Source organism: Curtobacterium aurantiacum (assembly GCF_018598555.1).
GTDB classification, from domain to species: domain Bacteria; phylum Actinomycetota; class Actinomycetes; order Actinomycetales; family Microbacteriaceae; genus Curtobacterium; species Curtobacterium aurantiacum.
The window spans coordinates 192407-208735 of the sequence record NZ_JAHEWN010000004.1; the positions used below are offsets into that span (position 1 = coordinate 192407).

The 16329-nt window shown below is 69.0% G+C and carries 15 protein-coding genes; 11 read left to right on the top strand and 4 right to left on the bottom strand.

Features of this window, described 5'->3' with window-relative positions:
* The first annotated feature begins 8 nt into the window (after window positions 1-8).
* The 6 genes from KK087_RS05925 to KK087_RS05950 all read left to right on the top strand — a co-directional run bounded on the left by KK087_RS05925 (window position 9) and on the right by KK087_RS05950 (window position 3177).
* On the top strand, window positions 9-473 hold the full coding sequence (locus KK087_RS05925) for a hypothetical protein (RefSeq protein WP_214564521.1): 465 nt from the start codon (window positions 9-11) through the stop codon (window positions 471-473).
* 176 nt (window positions 474-649) lie between these two features.
* On the top strand, window positions 650-1000 hold the full coding sequence (locus KK087_RS05930; RefSeq protein ID WP_214564522.1) for a hypothetical protein: 351 nt from the start codon (window positions 650-652) through the stop codon (window positions 998-1000).
* Complete coding sequence (locus KK087_RS05935) at window positions 997-1554, top strand: DUF6188 family protein (protein WP_214564523.1); 558 nt, start codon at window positions 997-999, stop codon at window positions 1552-1554. Before KK087_RS05930 ends, KK087_RS05935 begins: the two co-directional genes overlap by 4 nt.
* A complete protein-coding gene (locus KK087_RS05940) occupies window positions 1551-1967 on the top strand; it encodes a DUF6188 family protein (protein ID WP_214564524.1) in 417 nt (138 codons plus the stop codon). The genes KK087_RS05935 and KK087_RS05940 overlap by 4 nt, the downstream gene beginning before the upstream one ends.
* Window positions 1968-2026: 59 nt before the next feature.
* A complete protein-coding gene (locus tag KK087_RS05945) occupies window positions 2027-2689 on the top strand; it encodes a hypothetical protein (RefSeq protein ID WP_214564525.1) in 663 nt (220 codons plus the stop codon).
* Window positions 2686-3177 carry a hypothetical protein gene (locus tag KK087_RS05950; RefSeq protein ID WP_194630606.1) on the top strand — a complete coding sequence of 164 codons (492 nt, stop codon included), beginning with the start codon at window positions 2686-2688 and terminating at the stop codon, window positions 3175-3177. The genes KK087_RS05945 and KK087_RS05950 overlap by 4 nt, the downstream gene beginning before the upstream one ends.
* Here KK087_RS05950 and KK087_RS05955 read toward each other — a convergent pair.
* A complete protein-coding gene (locus tag KK087_RS05955; protein ID WP_214564526.1) occupies window positions 3174-3515 on the bottom strand; it encodes a ribonuclease E inhibitor RraB in 342 nt (113 codons plus the stop codon). The genes KK087_RS05950 and KK087_RS05955 overlap by 4 nt on opposite strands.
* 411 nt (window positions 3516-3926) lie before the next feature.
* On the opposite strand from KK087_RS05955, the gene KK087_RS05960 reads away from it, so the two are divergent.
* Window positions 3927-4271 (top strand): hypothetical protein, encoded by a 345-nt coding sequence (locus KK087_RS05960; RefSeq protein WP_214564527.1) that lies wholly within the window; start codon window positions 3927-3929, stop codon window positions 4269-4271.
* A 355-nt stretch (window positions 4272-4626) separates the two neighbouring features.
* On the opposite strand, the gene KK087_RS05965 is transcribed toward KK087_RS05960, so the two are convergent.
* Entirely contained in the window at window positions 4627-5850 is a 1224-nt protein-coding gene (locus tag KK087_RS05965; RefSeq protein WP_214564528.1) for an alpha/beta fold hydrolase, read from the bottom strand.
* 23 nt (window positions 5851-5873) lie between these two features.
* Between KK087_RS05965 and KK087_RS05970 the strand changes: the two genes are divergently transcribed.
* The 4 genes from KK087_RS05970 (at window position 5874) to KK087_RS05985 (ending at window position 11270) form a co-directional block, all read left to right on the top strand.
* A complete protein-coding gene (locus KK087_RS05970; protein WP_214564529.1) occupies window positions 5874-6455 on the top strand; it encodes a DUF3000 domain-containing protein in 582 nt (193 codons plus the stop codon).
* The gene (locus KK087_RS05975) at window positions 6452-7783 is read left to right on the top strand and encodes an HRDC domain-containing protein (protein ID WP_439647688.1); all 1332 of its coding nucleotides are present in this window, start codon (window positions 6452-6454) and stop codon (window positions 7781-7783) included. The genes KK087_RS05970 and KK087_RS05975 overlap by 4 nt, the downstream gene beginning before the upstream one ends.
* A 128-nt stretch (window positions 7784-7911) precedes the next feature.
* On the top strand, window positions 7912-9129 hold the full coding sequence (locus tag KK087_RS05980) for a thiolase family protein (protein ID WP_214564530.1): 1218 nt from the start codon (window positions 7912-7914) through the stop codon (window positions 9127-9129).
* Window positions 9130-9131: 2 nt separating this feature from the next.
* Window positions 9132-11270, top strand: a complete 2139-nt coding sequence (locus KK087_RS05985) for a 3-hydroxyacyl-CoA dehydrogenase NAD-binding domain-containing protein (protein WP_214564545.1) — start codon at window positions 9132-9134, stop codon at window positions 11268-11270.
* A 117-nt stretch (window positions 11271-11387) separates the two neighbouring features.
* Here KK087_RS05985 and dxs read toward each other — a convergent pair whose 3' ends face one another.
* Window positions 11388-13325, bottom strand: coding sequence for a 1-deoxy-D-xylulose-5-phosphate synthase (gene dxs, locus KK087_RS05990; RefSeq protein ID WP_214564531.1), 1938 nt, complete (start codon window positions 13323-13325; stop codon window positions 11388-11390).
* A gap of 132 nt (window positions 13326-13457) precedes the next feature.
* On the bottom strand, window positions 13458-16295 hold the full coding sequence (locus KK087_RS05995; protein ID WP_214530485.1) for an aconitate hydratase: 2838 nt from the start codon (window positions 16293-16295) through the stop codon (window positions 13458-13460).
* Window positions 16296-16329: the final 34 nt, after the last annotated feature.

Sequence of the window (16329 nt, forward strand, 5' to 3'; positions counted from 1 at the left end):
CGGATCCAATGCTGCGACTTTTTTCTCATGAATCCGAGCAGAGCGATACCGAATGGTTCGACCTCGCCGACGTTGTGGCCTCCCTCCATCTGCCCGAGCTTTCATGGACGGCTGAGGACATATTCGTCAACGTGTCGAAAGATCCCGGACTGGACGTCGCGGAACTGGAGCAAGTGTCTAGCGCGCCCCACTTGCCAAATCCGGTACTCGACAGTGCCTCGTTCGCGCGACTCGCCGAAGCCACACATCAGTTCATCGAGGGCGAGTTCGTCGGATTCCACCCATTCGATGTCGGAAAAATCGACAAAGCAGTCATCCGCCTCGACATGAGTGACGGCTCGTTGTGGACGATCATCATCGACACAGATCAGGTCAAAATAGGGGACACATTTTCTCGAGTGTTTGGGTCGGGAACGCAAGTACCGGCGATGACCACCCGCGCTACAGGACCTTCGACCGAAATGCCCTCGTAAGCAACTGACGGTCGCGAGCCTGGAGCCTGGAGCCTGAGGAGAGCGGGACGGCAAACGAGGACGAACTTTACTTTCTTGGCCCTATCGGTCCGCGCAGGGAAGCACTGCTGGCGGGATCTCTCGCGTCGGCACTGTGTACATCCCCAAAGAGGCAGCTACAGAATGAGGACAATATGTTGACGTGGACAGAAGATGAATCACGGCTGCACGATCTCGTGCGCATCTGCCTGAGTCATCTCAAAACACCCGAATCAATGGCATTGCAGCATCAAGCACAAACGATTCGGGGATTTCGAACAATTGCTCCGAGAATCTGGCAAATAGACCTTGACGACCACCCTATCGCCAAGCTGCCGGACGGGCCCCTCCCCAGCAGATCCTATTACCTGGATGGGCAGGCGGAAATCGGCGGGGAGGTCCTCATATGGGCGAAAAATGGAAAGATTGACAGTCTCGAACTCCCCTGGTTCAGCGACGCAATGCCGCGCGAAATCCCCCGGACCAACCAGGTTGCATTCGAGGAATGATCGATTGCTTCACAATCTCCTGGCGCAGAATTGTTCGGCCTGAGGATCCCAACACCCTTGTCACCGACTACGTGCCGGTCCCCAGATGCCGGTCGGAGTCCGTGCAAGGAGGGCTCCGTCATTACCAGGGGAATGACGCGCAGGGGGGCGAGGGCATGAGGAATTCCGAAGAGGCGATCCCGGCGGTCATCCCTGCAGACACGCTCGACTTCATCGGCGTCGACTTCCGGCTCGAGCTGCGCTTCACCGACGGCGCAAGCGTGCAGCTCGAATCTGCCTTCACCGTCACGGATGGATCCCGGGGCAGCGGGGTCGTCGATCCGGAGCGCAAGGATTCGCTGCTCCCCATCCTGCGGTTGTTCGGCACAGAACTCGTTCGGCGATCCGTCGAGGGCGACACGCTCACGCTGGTCTTCGCTGACGGAGCAACCCTCGTCGCCGGTCCCGATGCCGAGTTCGAGTCCTGGCAGGTCTCCGGGCCGAAGGGTCGCCCGGCCCGCACCGAGCCACCGACCGGAAGCACGAGCACGGGCCCGGAAGGAGATCGAGGATGAGCGGCGTTCCGCGCCAGCCCTTCGCGCTGGACATCGCCGGCGACACCGTCGACCTCATCAGCATCGGACCAGACGTGACGATCCGCTTCTCGAGCGGTGCGTCGCTCCGGTTCGAGACCGACTTCGCGCTGACCGGCTCTGACGGGGAGCACGCGTTCCTCGATCCCGGCGACAAACCGTCCCTGCTCTACCTCCTTGCCCTGCACAACAAGGTCGTCTTGGACGGTGCAGTCACGGGCGCGCGGATCGCCATCCGGTTCGCCTCGGGTGAGTTGCTCGAGGGCTGGTCGAACCGCCGAGGTCCGTCCTGGCACTACAGCGAACCGGGCCGCGCACGGGTGGACATCGACGCCCTGCCCGACGGTGACATGCAGTACCAATACAGCCCGTCGTCCGCGGGAGTCCGACGGTGACGGGCGCGCCCTCGGACGTCTCGGTCACGCACCTCCGAGCGGTCACCAACGAGACGACGGTGGAGCTGCCAGACCGTGTCGTCGATGTCCTCGCCGCAGTGGGATCGGACGCGGAGGTGCTCGTCTCCGACGTGTCCGCACGCTCGTTCGCAGCCGTCATCCGGCGGACCTACTCGAAGCAGTCGCCGAACCTCGTGCCGTTCATCGACCCACTCGAAGCCCTCGGGGACGAGCTCGTCCTGATCTGTCAGGTCGAGCACGGCGACGAACTCGTGACGGTCGTGTTGCGCGCGACGGACCGGACGCTCGTGGCTGCCACGGCGATCGACCGCTCCGTCGGACTCGTCCACATCACCGTCCAGGAGCTGTGCAGGCGCCTGCGCGCATCAGACGCCCCGGGGGCGGAACTGGCGCTCGAGGTGGCATCGCAGTGTCCGGCCGAGGTCCGGGTCCGCATCTTCGAACAGGGCGCCCTTTCGACGGCACGGACCTTCCTGACGAAGTACACGATGGCCGCCGACAGTGGCTCCGACGTTCGCGGGCTCGACGAGTTCGCCCGTGTGCTCGCACCGCTCGGCGACGAGCAGCCGGGGCTCTCCACCGTGCAGGCTGACACCGCAGTCGCGATCATCGCGTTCACGCCGGGCAGGACCGACGTCCTCGCTGCCATGAGCGTGGGCGGCTTCTCGCCACAGGTCGAGACAACAGAGGAGACCGGATGACCACGACGTTGCCGAACGACCTCGAGATGGTCACGTACACGATCCCCGCTGATCACATCGTGCTGCCCGATCTGGTCCAGTTCTTCTCAGAGCTCGATTCACCCGAGCTCGTCTGGGTCCTCACGACGCTGTACGCCGTCACGTCCCCTGACCAGTTGGTCGAGGCGCTCCCGCTCGAACGCCGCGTCAACGCGGCAGAGGAACCAGGGCTCATCCTCAGCCACGCCGAGGCGACGGAGATCGCTGACAGCATATGGCAGCTCATCGACGGCGAGTTCCTCGGGTACCTCCCCGGCTCGGACCTGACCGACGAGACGAACCTGGTCGTCCGCATCGACGCATTCGACAGCGGCGAATGGACGGTGACGGTCCGACCGCCGCTCACGACGATGAGCGATGCCTTCGACCGGGCGCACGGCCCAGCGCAGCCCGGCCGACCGGCGACCCGTCTCGAGGAGTTCGGGCGAGGCCAGCAAACGACGATCTAGATGCTCGCCTCGTAGCCGTCCCACTGCGCGCCGGAGGTCTCCGCGGTGATCCCTTCGAAGAACCGCACCGCCTCGCCGAGTCGGGCGTCGTCGACGAGCACGTTCTGCTGATCGGCGGCGACGTACCACTCCGCACCCGACGGCTTGACTGCGACGTTCCACCCGGCGGCCGCGATCCGCTCGGAGGCTGCCCTGGCGGACGCTTCGTCCGGGAAGTACACGAAGTGCACCCAGTCACGCGGCTCCGACAGGTCGCCGCCCCGCAGCACGATCTGCTGCAGCACGGGGTTCGTCGGCAACGAGGGCTCGGACTCGGGGCGCTTGCGGAACGGCCACATGGGTCGAGTGTCGCAGACGGCACCACCGACAGACGGGAGGCGCGGTGCCAGCTGGCACCGCGCCTCCCGTCCGCTTTTCGGTCACGTCTACCGCGCGCTGGCCGCGCCGCGCCGCTGGACCACCTCGGTGAGCCACGCGAGGATCCGGGCGTCGTGTCTACGGCGGAGATGCTCAGGCGACCGGTGCCTCGTGGTCGCCCCCCTGGTTCTGTTGCCAACTACCGCGACGTCGCAGGACTACCGTCAGGGAAGACCGAGCCCGACTACAGCGTGAACTCGGGGCAGTTCCTGCTCGAAGGTACGTTGAGCGACCCCTCCCGAACGGCATCGAGAAGGGCGCGATCCAGCTCGATCGCGTCAGCGGCATCAATCCGGAGTTCTGACATGCAAGAAGTCTTTTTTCTCTCGTCCATGGACAGCAAGCGGTTCTCGTCCGTCTTCCGGTGCGAAGTGGAACGACCGATCGAGCTCCCGAACGGTCACCATGCGCTGATGGTCAGCTGCGATCCGCCGCTGAACGGTCAGGAGCTCGGCCACCCGCTGGGCGTCGGGGAGCTGTTGCTCTGGAGTCGCTTCGAAGACGAAGACCTCTGGACCTTCCCCGCCTTCCCGCACTTCGTGCAGATATGTCTCCCTGACGTCGATCTGCCTGTCCATGCCATGCCTCCGAGCATCGCATGGGGCGAGATCTACAAGACCGAGGCAGACGCGCACGCCCACGAGATGAGCGCTCGCCCGCGCTCCTCGACGAAGTGATCGATCTGGACGCCAAGCTCCGGCAGACTCGCGAACCGCCCGACGAGGCAGCAGGAAGCGATCCGTGAGAGCGAGCACATGAAGACCGTGTCGTTCCGCAGGAGATCAGGCCGCCCGGCACTCAACCTCAGCCACGCCGAGGCGACGGACATCGCCGACAGCATCTGGCAGCTCATCGACGACGAGTTCCTCGAACGGAACGATCGCCGGACCACCCGCTTCGTGAGCAGGAACGGTCGGGTGTCGGACGGCGACCCGACCATTTCTGCTCACCAAGCGACCGAACGGACGCATCGACAGACAGGAGGCGCGGTGCCAGCTGACACCGCGCCTCCCGTCCGCCGTTCGGTCGCGTCTACCGCGCGCTGGTCGCGCCGCGCCGCTGGACCACCTCGGTCAGCCACGCGAGGATCCGGGCGTCGAACCAGTCGGCATCGTGGTTCCAGAGCTTGGTGTGCCGGGCCGTGGTCTGGATCTCGAGCCGGACCAGGTCGGGCCGCGCGCGGGCCAGGTCGTGCGAGGCCGAGGACGGCACGAACCCGTCGTCGTCGCTGTGCAGCAGCAGGATCGGCACCGTGAGCTCGTCGGCGCGGGTGACCATGTCGAGCTCGCGCAGGTCGACGGGCCGCTGCAGCCCGGCCAACCGGTAGAGCACCGGCGTGCGGAGCAGGCGCTGTGCGACCTTGCGGACCGGACGGGGCAGGCGCAGGAGCTGGCTCTGCGACTTCAGCACCGCGTGCCAGTCGACCACCGGGGACTCGAGCACCACCCCGTCGACCAAGCCGGCGAAACGTGAACGGAGCAGGGTCTGCAGCACGACGGCACCGCCCATCGACCAGCCCATCAGCACGACGCTCTGGGCCTGGTGCGCGGTGAGCCAGCGGAGGACGGAGTCGACGTCCTCCCACTCGGTGCTGCCGAGGCCGTAGCGACCGTCGACGCTCGGCGGGGCGACGCCGTCGTTGCGCCACGAGGCGAGGACGACCGAGTACCCGGCGGCGCGGAAGACAGGGACGGCGCGGATGGTCTCGGCTCGGGTGACGCCTCGGCCGTGCACCAGGACGGCCCACGGGGCGTCTGGGTCGTCGGCGCGGACGACCCACGCGGGCGCCGGGCCGTTCGGGGTGGGGATGTCGACGTCCTCGACGGGCACGTCGAGTTCTCCGGGCGTCAGGTAGAACCAGCCACCCCAGCGTCCGCGACGAGCGGCGGTCGGGTCGCCGGCGTCGATCGCGATGATGCGGCGCGTGACGGTGGTGTCGGTGGTGCCGAGCACTTCGCCGACGCGCATGTGGCCGGTGCCACCCCCGAACCAGAGCGAGTAGCGGCCCTGCAACTCGGTGTCGGCGGTGCGCTCGATCGTGACGGTCTTCCGGACCGGGTCGACGGCGTGGATCGGGACGCGTTCGTTGCGCTTGCGGTCGGGGGTGACGACGGCGCGGGCGACGGCGGCGACGAAGCCACCGATGACGGCCGTCCCCACCGCGGCTGCTGCCAGACCGGCGCCGAGTGCGATGAACCCGGCCGATCGTGCGGTCTCCTGGACGACGTCCTCGGCGGGTCGCGCGGATCGGGACATGGCCCGGAGCCTAGTCTGCATGTGTGTCCGAAACCCGAGAGCCCGACGCCTTCGCGCGGCTCCGCGCGTTCGTGTCCGGCGGCAGCGGCCGTGCCGAGACCACCGTCACCGAGATCCCCTCGCCGACCCGGATCGCACCGTTCTCGATCGCCCTTGCGGCGGACGTGTCCGGCACCGCGCACGGCGTCGAGTCGGACCTGGGCACCGGCCGGTTCATCGCCCTGTACGACCCGGAAGAACCCGAGGGCTGGGGCGGCGCGTTCCGGGTCGTCTCGTTCGCGCAGGCGCCGCTCGAGCCGGAGATCGGTGTCGACGAGTTCGTCGCCGACGTGACCTGGAGCTGGCTCGTCGACGCGCTCGAGTCGTACGGTGCGACGTACGACCACGCCTCGGGCACGGCCACCAAGATCATCTCGCGCGGCTACGGCGACCTCGCTGCACAGGGCGACGGCGCCCAGCTCGAGCTCCGCGCATCGTGGACACCACGCGGCGACGACCTCACCGCACACGTCCGGGCCTGGCAGGACATCGTCGCCATGCTCGCCGGTCTGCCGCCCGCATCGGACGGCGTGACCCTGCTGGCCCCGAGGAGGCTCGCCAAGTGACCGACCCCGCTCCCCAGGACGCCGCTGGATCGACCGGCCCGGCTGCGCCCGCAGCCACAGGTGCCGGCTCGACTGCTGCCGCTGCCGGCCCGACTGCTGCCGCCGCCAGCCCGGCCTTCGAGGCGTCGCACGACGCCGTCAAGGTCATCGACACCCGCGAGGACTACCTCGCGGCGGTCGCCGCGATCGCCGCCGGCCACGGCCCCGTCGCGGTCGACGCCGAACGCGCCAGCGGCTACCGGTACTCGCAACGCGCCTACCTGATCCAGGTGTTCCGCCGCGGTGCCGGTGCGTTCCTGTTCGACCCGATCCCGATCGGCGACTTCTCCGAGCTGCAGGCGGCCATCGTCGACGAGGAGTGGCTGTTCCACGCCGCCTCGCAGGACCTGCCGTGCCTGCAGGAGGTCGGGCTCGTCCCGACCCGCATCTTCGACACCGAGCTCGGCGCCCGCATCGCCGGGTTCCCCCGCGTCGGCCTCGGCGCCGTCGTCGAGCAGCTGCTCGGTATCACGCTGGCGAAGGCGCACTCGGCCGCCGACTGGTCGACCCGTCCCCTGCCGCAGTCGTGGCTCGTCTACGCGTCGCTCGACGTCGAGCTGCTGCCCGACCTCCGCGACGCCCTCGCCGAGAAGCTCGACGAGGCCGGCAAGACCCGCATCGCCCAGCAGGAGTTCGACGCGGTCCTGCACCGCGCGCCGAAGCCGGCCCGTGCGGAGCCCTGGCGTCGACTGTCCGGCATGCACGCGCTCCGTGGTGCCCGGGCGCTGGCGATCGCCCGGTCGCTCTGGCTCGCCCGTGACGAGTACGCCCGACAGGCGGACATCGCCCCCGGGCGTACGATCCCCGACTCGGCGATCGTCGCCGCCGCGGCCGCCGCACCCGAGTCCCGCGCCGAACTCGGTGCGCTGAAGACCTTCACGGGCCGCGCCAGCCGTTCCGAGCTCGACCGCTGGTGGGCCGCCGTCGACGAAGGCCGCACCACCGAGGACCTCCCCCGTCTCCGCGGTGCCGGCGAGGCCACCCTGCCCCCGCCCCGTGCCTGGGCGGACCGCAACCCGGCCGCCGACCGCCGGTACAAGGCCGCGCGGGCCGCGGTGACGAAGCGTGCCGAGGAGCTCGACATCCCGCTCGAGAACCTGCTCACGCCGGAGACGCTCCGGCTCGTGTCGTGGGCCCCGCCGTCGCCGCCGTCGACCGAGCTGGTCGGCGCCGCCCTGGCCGAGCACGACGCCCGCCCGTGGCAGGTCGAGGAACTCGCGTCGATCATCGCGTCGGCCTTTGTCGCTGCTGCACAGCGGCCCGCGGCGACGGACGACGACGAGTCGTAGGAACTGCCCAACCGGCATGCGGCCGCCCAGGCTGGGGGCATAGCGTCGGGAGGGTCGCCGGGCGAGGCCCGGCCAGGCCGGAGCGACCTGCGTTCCGGCCCGATCGATGAGGATCTGGGAGGCCCGGATTGCCAAAGGCATCAGACGTCGTGTTCGTGGACGGCGTTCGCACACCGTTCGGACGAGCCGGCGAGAAGGGGGTGTTCTGGAAGACCCGGTCCGACGACCTCGCGGTGCACGCGATGCGCGGACTGCTCGACCGGAACACCTTCGACACCGCAGCCGTGGACGACGTCGCCGTCGCGGCGACCACGCAGCAGGGTGACCAGGGGCTGACGCTCGGCCGCACGGTCGGCATGCTCGCGGGTCTGCCGAAGTCGGTGCCCGGCTACGCGATCGACCGCATGTGCGCCGGTGCCATGACGAGCGTCACGACGCTCGCGGGTGCCATCGCCTTCGGCGCCGCCGACGTCGCGATCGCCGGTGGTGTCGAGCACATGGGGCGTCACCCGATGGGCTTCAACGCCGACCCGAACCCGCGCTTCGTCGCGGAGCGCATGGTCTCGAGCGACGCCCTCGTCATGGGCGCCACCGCCGAGCGCCTGCACGACCGCTTCCCCGCGATCACGAAGGACCGCACGGACGCCTACGCCGTCCAGTCCCAGCAGCGCTACGCCGCCGCCTGGGCGAACGGCAAGCTCCAGCCCGACCTGATCCCGGTCGAGGTCAACAAGGGCGACGGCTGGGACGTCGTCAGCGCCGACGAGCCGCCGCGGCCGGGGACCACCCTGGAGGCGCTGGCCGCGTTGAAGACGCCGTTCCGGCCCCACGGACGGATCACCGCCGGCAACGCCGCCGGTCTGAACGACGGCGCGACCATGAGCCTGCTCGCGTCCGAGGACGGCGCGAAGCAGCACGGCCTGTCGACGAAGATGCGCATGGTCTCGTTCGCCTTCGCCGGCGTCGAGCCCGAGGTCATGGGCGTCGGCCCCGTCCCCGCCACCGACAAGGCCCTGTCGAAGGCAGGCCTGTCGATCGACGACATCGGCCTGTTCGAGATCAACGAGGCGTTCGCCGTCCAGGTGCTCGCGTTCCTCGACAACTACGGCATCGCCCAGGACTCCCCGAACGTGAACGCGTGGGGCGGCGCGATCGCCGTCGGCCACCCGCTGGCGTCGAGCGGCGTCCGCCTGATGAACCAGCTCGCCGCGCAGTTCGCCGAGCGACCGGACGTCAAGTACGGCATCACCACGATGTGCATCGGGCTCGGCCAGGGCGGCACCGTCATCTGGGAGAACCCGCACCACAGCAAGTCGGCCGAGCGTTCGGCTCGGAAGGGGGCGTGACCATGACCATCGTCGACAACGACCGACTGGCCGAACTCAGCGAGGACGAGGTCGTCACGCACTCGTTCGTCAAGCACGTCACGATGCCCTCCGGTGGCACGCTGGCGCTCATCACGCTCGACAACGGCAAGGACTACAAGCGGCCGAACACTCTCGGGCCCCGCACGCTCCGGGAGCTGGCCGGCGTGCTCGACACCCTGAAGACCGAGGCCGCAGCCGGCACGATCCAGGGCGTGGCGATCACCGGCAAGGAGTACTGCTTCGCCGCCGGAGCCGACCTGTCCCAGGCCGCCGCGGTCCCGTCGCGCGAGGCCGCCCACGACCTGGCCGCCCTCGGGCACGCCACGCTCCGCAAGTTCGCCGACCTCGGGGTGCCGTCGTTCGCGTTCGTGAACACCCTGGCGCTCGGCGGTGGGCTCGAGATCGCCCTGCACTGCACCTACCGGGCGTTCTCGTCCGCGGCGCAGGGCATCGGGCTCCCCGAGGTGTTCCTCGGCATCATCCCCGGCTGGGGCGGCGCGACGCTGCTCCCCCGCCTGATCGGGCCGGAGCGCGCGCTCCGCGTCATCGTCGAGAACCCGCTCAAGAACAACCGCCTGATGGACGGCCCGGCCGCGGTCGAGATCGGCATCGGTGACGTCCTCGTCCCGTCGGTGACGTTCCTGCCCTCCGCGGTCGCCTGGGCCGACGGCGTCATCACCGGTGCGACCAAGGTGGTGCGGAAGAACGAGCCGGGCATGCTCGAGAAGGCCGCATGGGGCACCGTCGTCAAGGTCGCCCGCGGACAGGTCGCGTCGAAGATCGGCACCGTGCCGAAGTCGCCGTTCCGCGCGCTCGACCTCGTCGCCGCCGCCAAGTCGGGTTCGCTCGACGAACGCTTCGCCGACGAGGACGAGGCCCTCGCCGACCTCATCTCGGGTGACCAGTTCGCCGCGTCGATGTACGCGTTCGACCTCGTGCAGAAGCGTGCGAAGAAGCCCGTCGGCGCTCCCGAGGGCGTCAACGCGAAGAAGATCACGAAGGTCGGCGTCCTCGGCGCCGGGCTGATGGCGTCGCAGTTCGCGCTGCTCTTCGCCCGGCGCCTCGGGGTCCCCGTCGTCATCACCGACGTCGACCAGTCCCGCGTCGACGCCGGCGTCGAACGGATCCGCGGCGAGGTCGCGAAGCTGCTCGACAAGGGCCGCATCTCCCCCGACGACGCGAACCGCATCACCGCGCTCGTCAGTGGGTCGGTGTCCTACGACGCCTTCGCCGACGCGGACTGGGTGATCGAGGCCGTCTTCGAGGAGATGACCGTCAAGCAGGAGGTCTTCCGGAAGATCGAGCAGGTCATCGCCCCGGACGCCATCCTCGCCACGAACACGTCGTCGCTCTCCGTCGACGAGATGGCGTCGGTCCTCACCAACCCGGAGCGACTCGTCGGCTTCCACTTCTTCAACCCGGTCGCGGTGATGCCGTTGCTCGAGGTGGTGCGCGCGGCGAAGACCTCGGACGAGGCCCTCGTCACCGCACTCGCCGTCGCGAAGACCCTGAAGAAGACCGCGATCATCACCGCGGACCAGCCGGGCTTCGTCGTGAACCGCGTGCTCGCACGGGTGCTCGGCGAGGCGATGCGCGGCGTCGAGGAAGGGACCTCGTTCGACACCGTCGCACAGGGTGCCGCGCCCCTCGGACTGCCGATGTCGCCGTTCGAGCTGCTGGAGCTCGTCGGCCTGCCGGTCGGCGCGCACGTGCTCGACTCGCACCACGCGGCCTGGCCGGAGCGCTTCTACCCCGGCGACGGCCTGAAGAAGATCGCCGAGCACGGGACGATCCTGACCCGCGACAAGAAGGGCAACGCGACCGGGTACGACCCCGCGGCCGTGAAGCTCGTCGCGCCGTCCAAGAAGGACGCGAAGCCGGTCGACGCCGCCGAGATGCAGCGCCGGTTCGAGGACGCCCTGGCCGACGAGCTGCACCGCATGCTCGAGGACAAGGTGGTCGAGCACGTCGAGGAGATCGACCTCGGGCTCATCCTCGGCGCAGGCTACCCGTTCCAGGCCGGCGGGATCAGCCCGTACCTCGACCGCAGTGGCGCTTCCGAGCGTGTCTTCGGCGCGACGTTCCACGCCCCGCGCATCGTCGGCCCTGCTTCCCGCTAGGTCCCATCACGCAAAACACCGGTGTTCGCGCACCGAACACCCGCAAACCGCGGCGTGGAGCGCGAACACCGGTGTTTTGCTGAACGGACCCGACCGAAGCGGCCGAGCGCGGCGTGACTAGCGGTCCGAGGCGGCGGACTCGCGGGAGCGGGCGGGCTTCGCCTGCGGCAGCTTCGTCCCGACGACCTGGTCGATGACGTCGCGGGCGATGGCCTGCGCCGTCAACCCGGCATCGGCGAGGATCTGCGACCGGGTCGCGTGGTCGATGAACGCGTCGGGCAGCCCGAGCTCGTTCACCCCGGTGTCGACCCCGGCGGCGCGCAGGTCCTGCCGCAGCCGGGTCCCGACGCCGCCGACCCGCACACCGTCCTCGATGGTGATCACGAGCCGGTGCGTCCGCGACAGCTCGATGAGCGACACCGGGATCGGCACCACCCAGCGCGGGTCCACGACGGTGACGCCGATGCCCTGCGCCTCGAGCAGCGCCGCGGCCTCGAGTGCCACCGGCACCATCGACCCGACGGCGACGAAGAGCACGTCCTCGACGTCGTCCGTGGCGGCGTGCAGCACGTCCACACCGTCGGAGAGACGACGGACCGCGGGGATGTCCGGTCCGACCTGCCCCTTCGACCACCGCAGCACGGTCGGGGCGTCGTCGACGGCGATCGCCTCGCGGAACTCCTCGCGCAGCGTCACAGCATCGCGGGGAGCCGCGATCCGGATCCCCGGCACGACCTGCAGCAGCGCGAGGTCCCACATGCCGTGGTGCGAGGGGCCGTCCGGGCCGGTGATCCCGGCACGGTCGAGCACGAACGTCACGCCGGCCCGGTGCAGGGCGACGTCCATCAGCACCTGGTCGAACGCACGGTTCAGGAACGTCGCGTAGAGCGCCACGACCGGGTGGAGCCCGCCGTACGCCAGGCCCGCGGCGGTCGTCACGGCGTGCTGCTCGGCGATGCCGACGTCGTACACGCGGTCGGGGTGCTGCTCCTGGAACAGGTGGAGCCCGGTCGGCCGGAGCATCGCCGCCGTGATGGCGACGATCCGAGGGTCCGAGGCGCCGGCATCGGCCAGGGAAGACGCGAACACCGAGGTCCACGACGGGCCGGACGCGGCGTCGAGCGACTCCCCCGTCTCCGGGTCGATGTGCCCGACGGCGTGGAACTGGTCAGCCTGGTCGCGCAGGGCCGGCTCGAAGCCGTGGCCCTTCTCCGTGATGACGTGCACGATCACGGGAGCGCCGTACTCCTTGGCCTGCCGGAGCGCCGCTTCCATCGCCTGCTGGTCGTGCCCGTTCACCGGGCCGATGTACTTGATGTCGAGGTTCGAGTACAGCGCCTCGTTGTTGGTCAGCCGCGACAGGAAGCCGTGCAGGCCCCCGCGCATGCCCCGGTACACCGCACGACCCGGAGCACCGAACCGCGCCGCCACGGCCTGCGTGCCCTCGTACAGGGCCCGGTACTCGCGGCGTGTCCGCACGGAACTCAGGAACCGCGCCATGCCACCGATGGTCGGCGCGTACGAGCGGCCGTTGTCGTTCACGACGATGACCAGGCGCCGGTCGTTGTCGTCGGAGATGTTGTTGAGCGCCTCCCACGTCATCCCGCCGGTGAGCGCACCGTCACCGACGACCGCGACGACGGTGCGGTCGGTCTGCCCGGTCTGCCCGAACGCGCGGGAGATGCCGTCCGCCCAGGACAGCGACGACGACGCGTGCGAGGACTCGACGATGTCGTGCTCGGATTCGCTCCGCTGTGGGTAGCCGGCGATGCCGCCGCGTTCGCGCAGCTTCGAGAAGTCCTGGCGCCCGGTGACGAGCTTGTGCACGTACGACTGGTGTCCCGTGTCGAAGACGAACGGGTCCTTCGGCGAGTCGAACACGCGGTGCATCGCGAGCGTCAGCTCCACGACGCCCAGGTTCGGCCCGAGGTGCCCCCCGGTCTTCGCGACCTCGGCGACCAGGAAACGTCGGATCTCGGCGGCGAGGTCGGTCATCTGCGCGTCGGAGAGACGCTTCAGGTCGCGCGGCGACGTGATGCTGCTGAGCAGGCTCACGGGCGCTCCTTTCGTGGGGCTGTCGGCCCACTCTATTCTCGGGACCCGACAACCGACGGGAGGCCCGTGGCGGGTTCGCCACGGGCCTCCGGTCCGATCCGTAGTCGCGTCAGCGACCCGTGCGCACCTCGCTCAGACGAGCGAACGGAGCACGTACTGCAGGATGCCGCCGTTGCGGTAGTAGTCGGCTTCGCCCGGGGTGTCGATTCGGACGACCGCGTCGAACTCGATCGGCTGCTTGCCGGCGGGCGAGTGCTCGCTCGGCGTCGCGGTGACGTGCACGGTCTTCGGGGTGCGGCCCTCGTTCAGCTCGGTCAGCCCGGAGATCGAGACGACCTCGGTGCCGTCGAGGCCGAGGGACTCGACCGTCTCGCCCACCGGGAACTGCAGCGGGACGACACCCATGCCGATGAGGTTCGAGCGGTGGATCCGCTCGAAGCTCTCGGTGATGACCGCACGGACGCCGAGCAGGTTCGTGCCCTTGGCCGCCCAGTCACGCGACGAACCGGATCCGTACTCCTTGCCACCGAAGATGACGAGCGGGATGCCCTGCTCCTGGTAGTGCTGCGAGGCGTCGTAGATGAACGACTGCTCGCCGTCCGGCGTCGTGAAGTCGCGAGTGTACCCGCCTTCGACGCCGTCGAGCAGCTGGTTGCGCAGGCGGATGTTCGCGAACGTGCCGCGGATCATGACCTCGTGGTTGCCGCGACGCGAGCCGTAGGAGTTGAAGTCCTTGCGGTCGACGCCGTGCTCGGCGAGGTACTGACCGGCGGGGCTGTCGGCCTTGATCGAACCGGCCGGCGAGATGTGGTCGGTCGTGACCGAGTCGCCGAGCTTCGCGAGCACGCGGGCACCGGAGATGTCCGACACCGCGTCGGGCTGCATCGTCATGCCCTCGAAGTACGGGGGCTTCCGGACGTAGGTCGACTCCTGGTCCCACTCGAAGGTGTCACCGGTCGGGGTCGGCAGGTTCTTCCAGCGGTCGTCACCCTCGAACACGGAGCCGTACTCGTGGGTGAACATCTCGGTGTCGATGGAGGTGTCGATGACCTGCTGCACCTCGGCCGCGTCGGGCCAGATGTCGGTCAGGTAGACGTCGTTGCCGTCCTGGTCCGTGCCCAGTGCGTCCTTGTCGAAGTCGAAGTGCATCGACCCGGCCAGGGCGTAGGCGATGACCAGCGGCGGCGACGCCAGGTAGTTCATCTTGACGTCGGGGTTGATGCGCCCCTCGAAGTTGCGGTTGCCGGAGAGCACCGCGGTGACGGCGAGGTCGTTGTCCTGCACGGCCTGCGAGATCTCCTCGGGCAGCGGGCCCGAGTTGCCGATGCAGGTGGTGCAGCCGTAGCCGACCGTGTAGAAGCCGAGCTGCTCGAGGTAGGTGGTAAGACCGGCCTTCTCGTAGTAGTCCGTGACGACCTTCGACCCGGGCGCGAGGGTGGTCTTCACCCAGGGCTTCGCGGTGAGGCCCTTCTGCGCGGCGTTCCGGGCGAGGATGCCGGCGGCCATCATGACCGACGGGTTCGACGTGTTGGTGCAGGACGTGATCGCGGCGATCGCGACGGCGCCGTGGTCGATCGTGAAGGGGTCACCGTCGGCGATGGCGACCGAGGTCGGCTTCGAGACGGTGCCGGGGGCGCTCGAGGCGTGCACGGGGACCTCGGAGCCGGGGGCGTCCTGCAGGTCGTCCACCGCGTGCTCGTCACCGGGGGCAGCGGCCACCGGGTCGGACGCCGGGAACGTGTCCGCGACGGCCTTGTCCTCTTCGCTGTGGTCGATGCTCGCGTAGTTGGCGAGGTCGACCTCGAACTGGCTCTTGGCGTTCGTCAGCTCGATGCGGTCCTGCGGACGCTTCGGGCCGGAGATCGACGGCACGACCGTGGACAGGTCGAGTTCCATGTACTCGGAGTAGTTCGGCTCGACCGAGGCGTCGTGCCACAGGCCCTGCGCCTTGGAGTACGCCTCCACCAGGGCGATCTGCGCCTCGTCGCGTCCGGTCAGGCGGAGGTAGTCGAGCGTGACGTCGTCGACCGGGAAGATCGCTGCCGTGGAGCCGAACTCCGGCGACATGTTGCCGATCGTGGCGCGGTTCGCGAGCGGGACGGCGCTGACGCCCTCGCCGTAGAACTCGACGAACTTGCCGACGACGCCGTGCTTGCGGAGCTCCTGGGTGATGGTGAGCACCACGTCGGTCGCGGTCACGCCGGCCGGGATCTCCCCGGAGAGCTTGAAGCCGACGACCTTCGGGATGAGCATCGAGACGGGCTGACCGAGCATCGCGGCCTCGGCCTCGATGCCGCCGACGCCCCAGCCGAGCACGCCGAGCCCGTTCACCATCGTGGTGTGCGAGTCCGTGCCGACCAGGGTGTCCGGGTACGCGTAGGTCTCGCCGTCGAAGTCACGCGTGTAGGTGACCTTCGCCAGGTACTCGATGTTGACCTGGTGGACGATGCCGGTGCCCGGCGGGACGACCTTGAAGTCCTCGAACGCGGTCTGACCCCAGCGGAGGAACTGGTAGCGCTCACCGTTCCGCTCGTACTCGAGGTCGGTGTTGCGCTGGAGGGCGTCCGTGCTGCCGAACAGGTCGGCGATGACGGAGTGGTCGATGACCATCTCGGCCGGGGACAGCGGGTTGATCTTGTTCGGGTCGCCGCCGATGTCCGCCATGGCCTCGCGCATCGTGGCGAGGTCGACGATGCACGGCACACCCGTGAAGTCCTGCATGACGACGCGCGCCGGCGAGAACTGGATCTCGGTGTCGGGCTCCGCGTCGGGCTTCCAGGAGCCGAGCGCCCGGATCTGCCCCTCGGTGACGTTCTTGCCGTCCTCGGTGCGGAGGAGGTTCTCGAGCAGCACCTTCAGGCTGTAGGGCAACTTCTCGTGCCCGGGAACCGAGTCGATCCGGTGGATCGCGTAGTCGACACCCCCAACCGACAGTGTGTCCTTCGAGCCGAAGCTATTGACTGCAGCCACCGTGCCGCCTCCCTACTGATCGGTTTGCCCTCAT

Coding starts and splice junctions, on each gene's coding strand:
- KK087_RS05935 (WP_214564523.1), top strand. CDS start 997: ATGATCGATTGCTTCACAATCTCCTGGCGCAGAATTGTTCGGCCTGAG.
- KK087_RS05965 (WP_214564528.1), bottom strand. CDS start 5,850: ATGTCCCGATCCGCGCGACCCGCCGAGGACGTCGTCCAGGAGACCGCA.
- KK087_RS05955 (WP_214564526.1), bottom strand. CDS start 3,515: ATGTGGCCGTTCCGCAAGCGCCCCGAGTCCGAGCCCTCGTTGCCGACG.
- KK087_RS05985 (WP_214564545.1), top strand. CDS start 9,132: ATGACCATCGTCGACAACGACCGACTGGCCGAACTCAGCGAGGACGAG.
- KK087_RS05950 (WP_194630606.1), top strand. CDS start 2,686: ATGACCACGACGTTGCCGAACGACCTCGAGATGGTCACGTACACGATC.
- KK087_RS05940 (WP_214564524.1), top strand. CDS start 1,551: ATGAGCGGCGTTCCGCGCCAGCCCTTCGCGCTGGACATCGCCGGCGAC.
- KK087_RS05925 (WP_214564521.1), top strand. CDS start 9: ATGCTGCGACTTTTTTCTCATGAATCCGAGCAGAGCGATACCGAATGG.
- KK087_RS05960 (WP_214564527.1), top strand. CDS start 3,927: ATGGACAGCAAGCGGTTCTCGTCCGTCTTCCGGTGCGAAGTGGAACGA.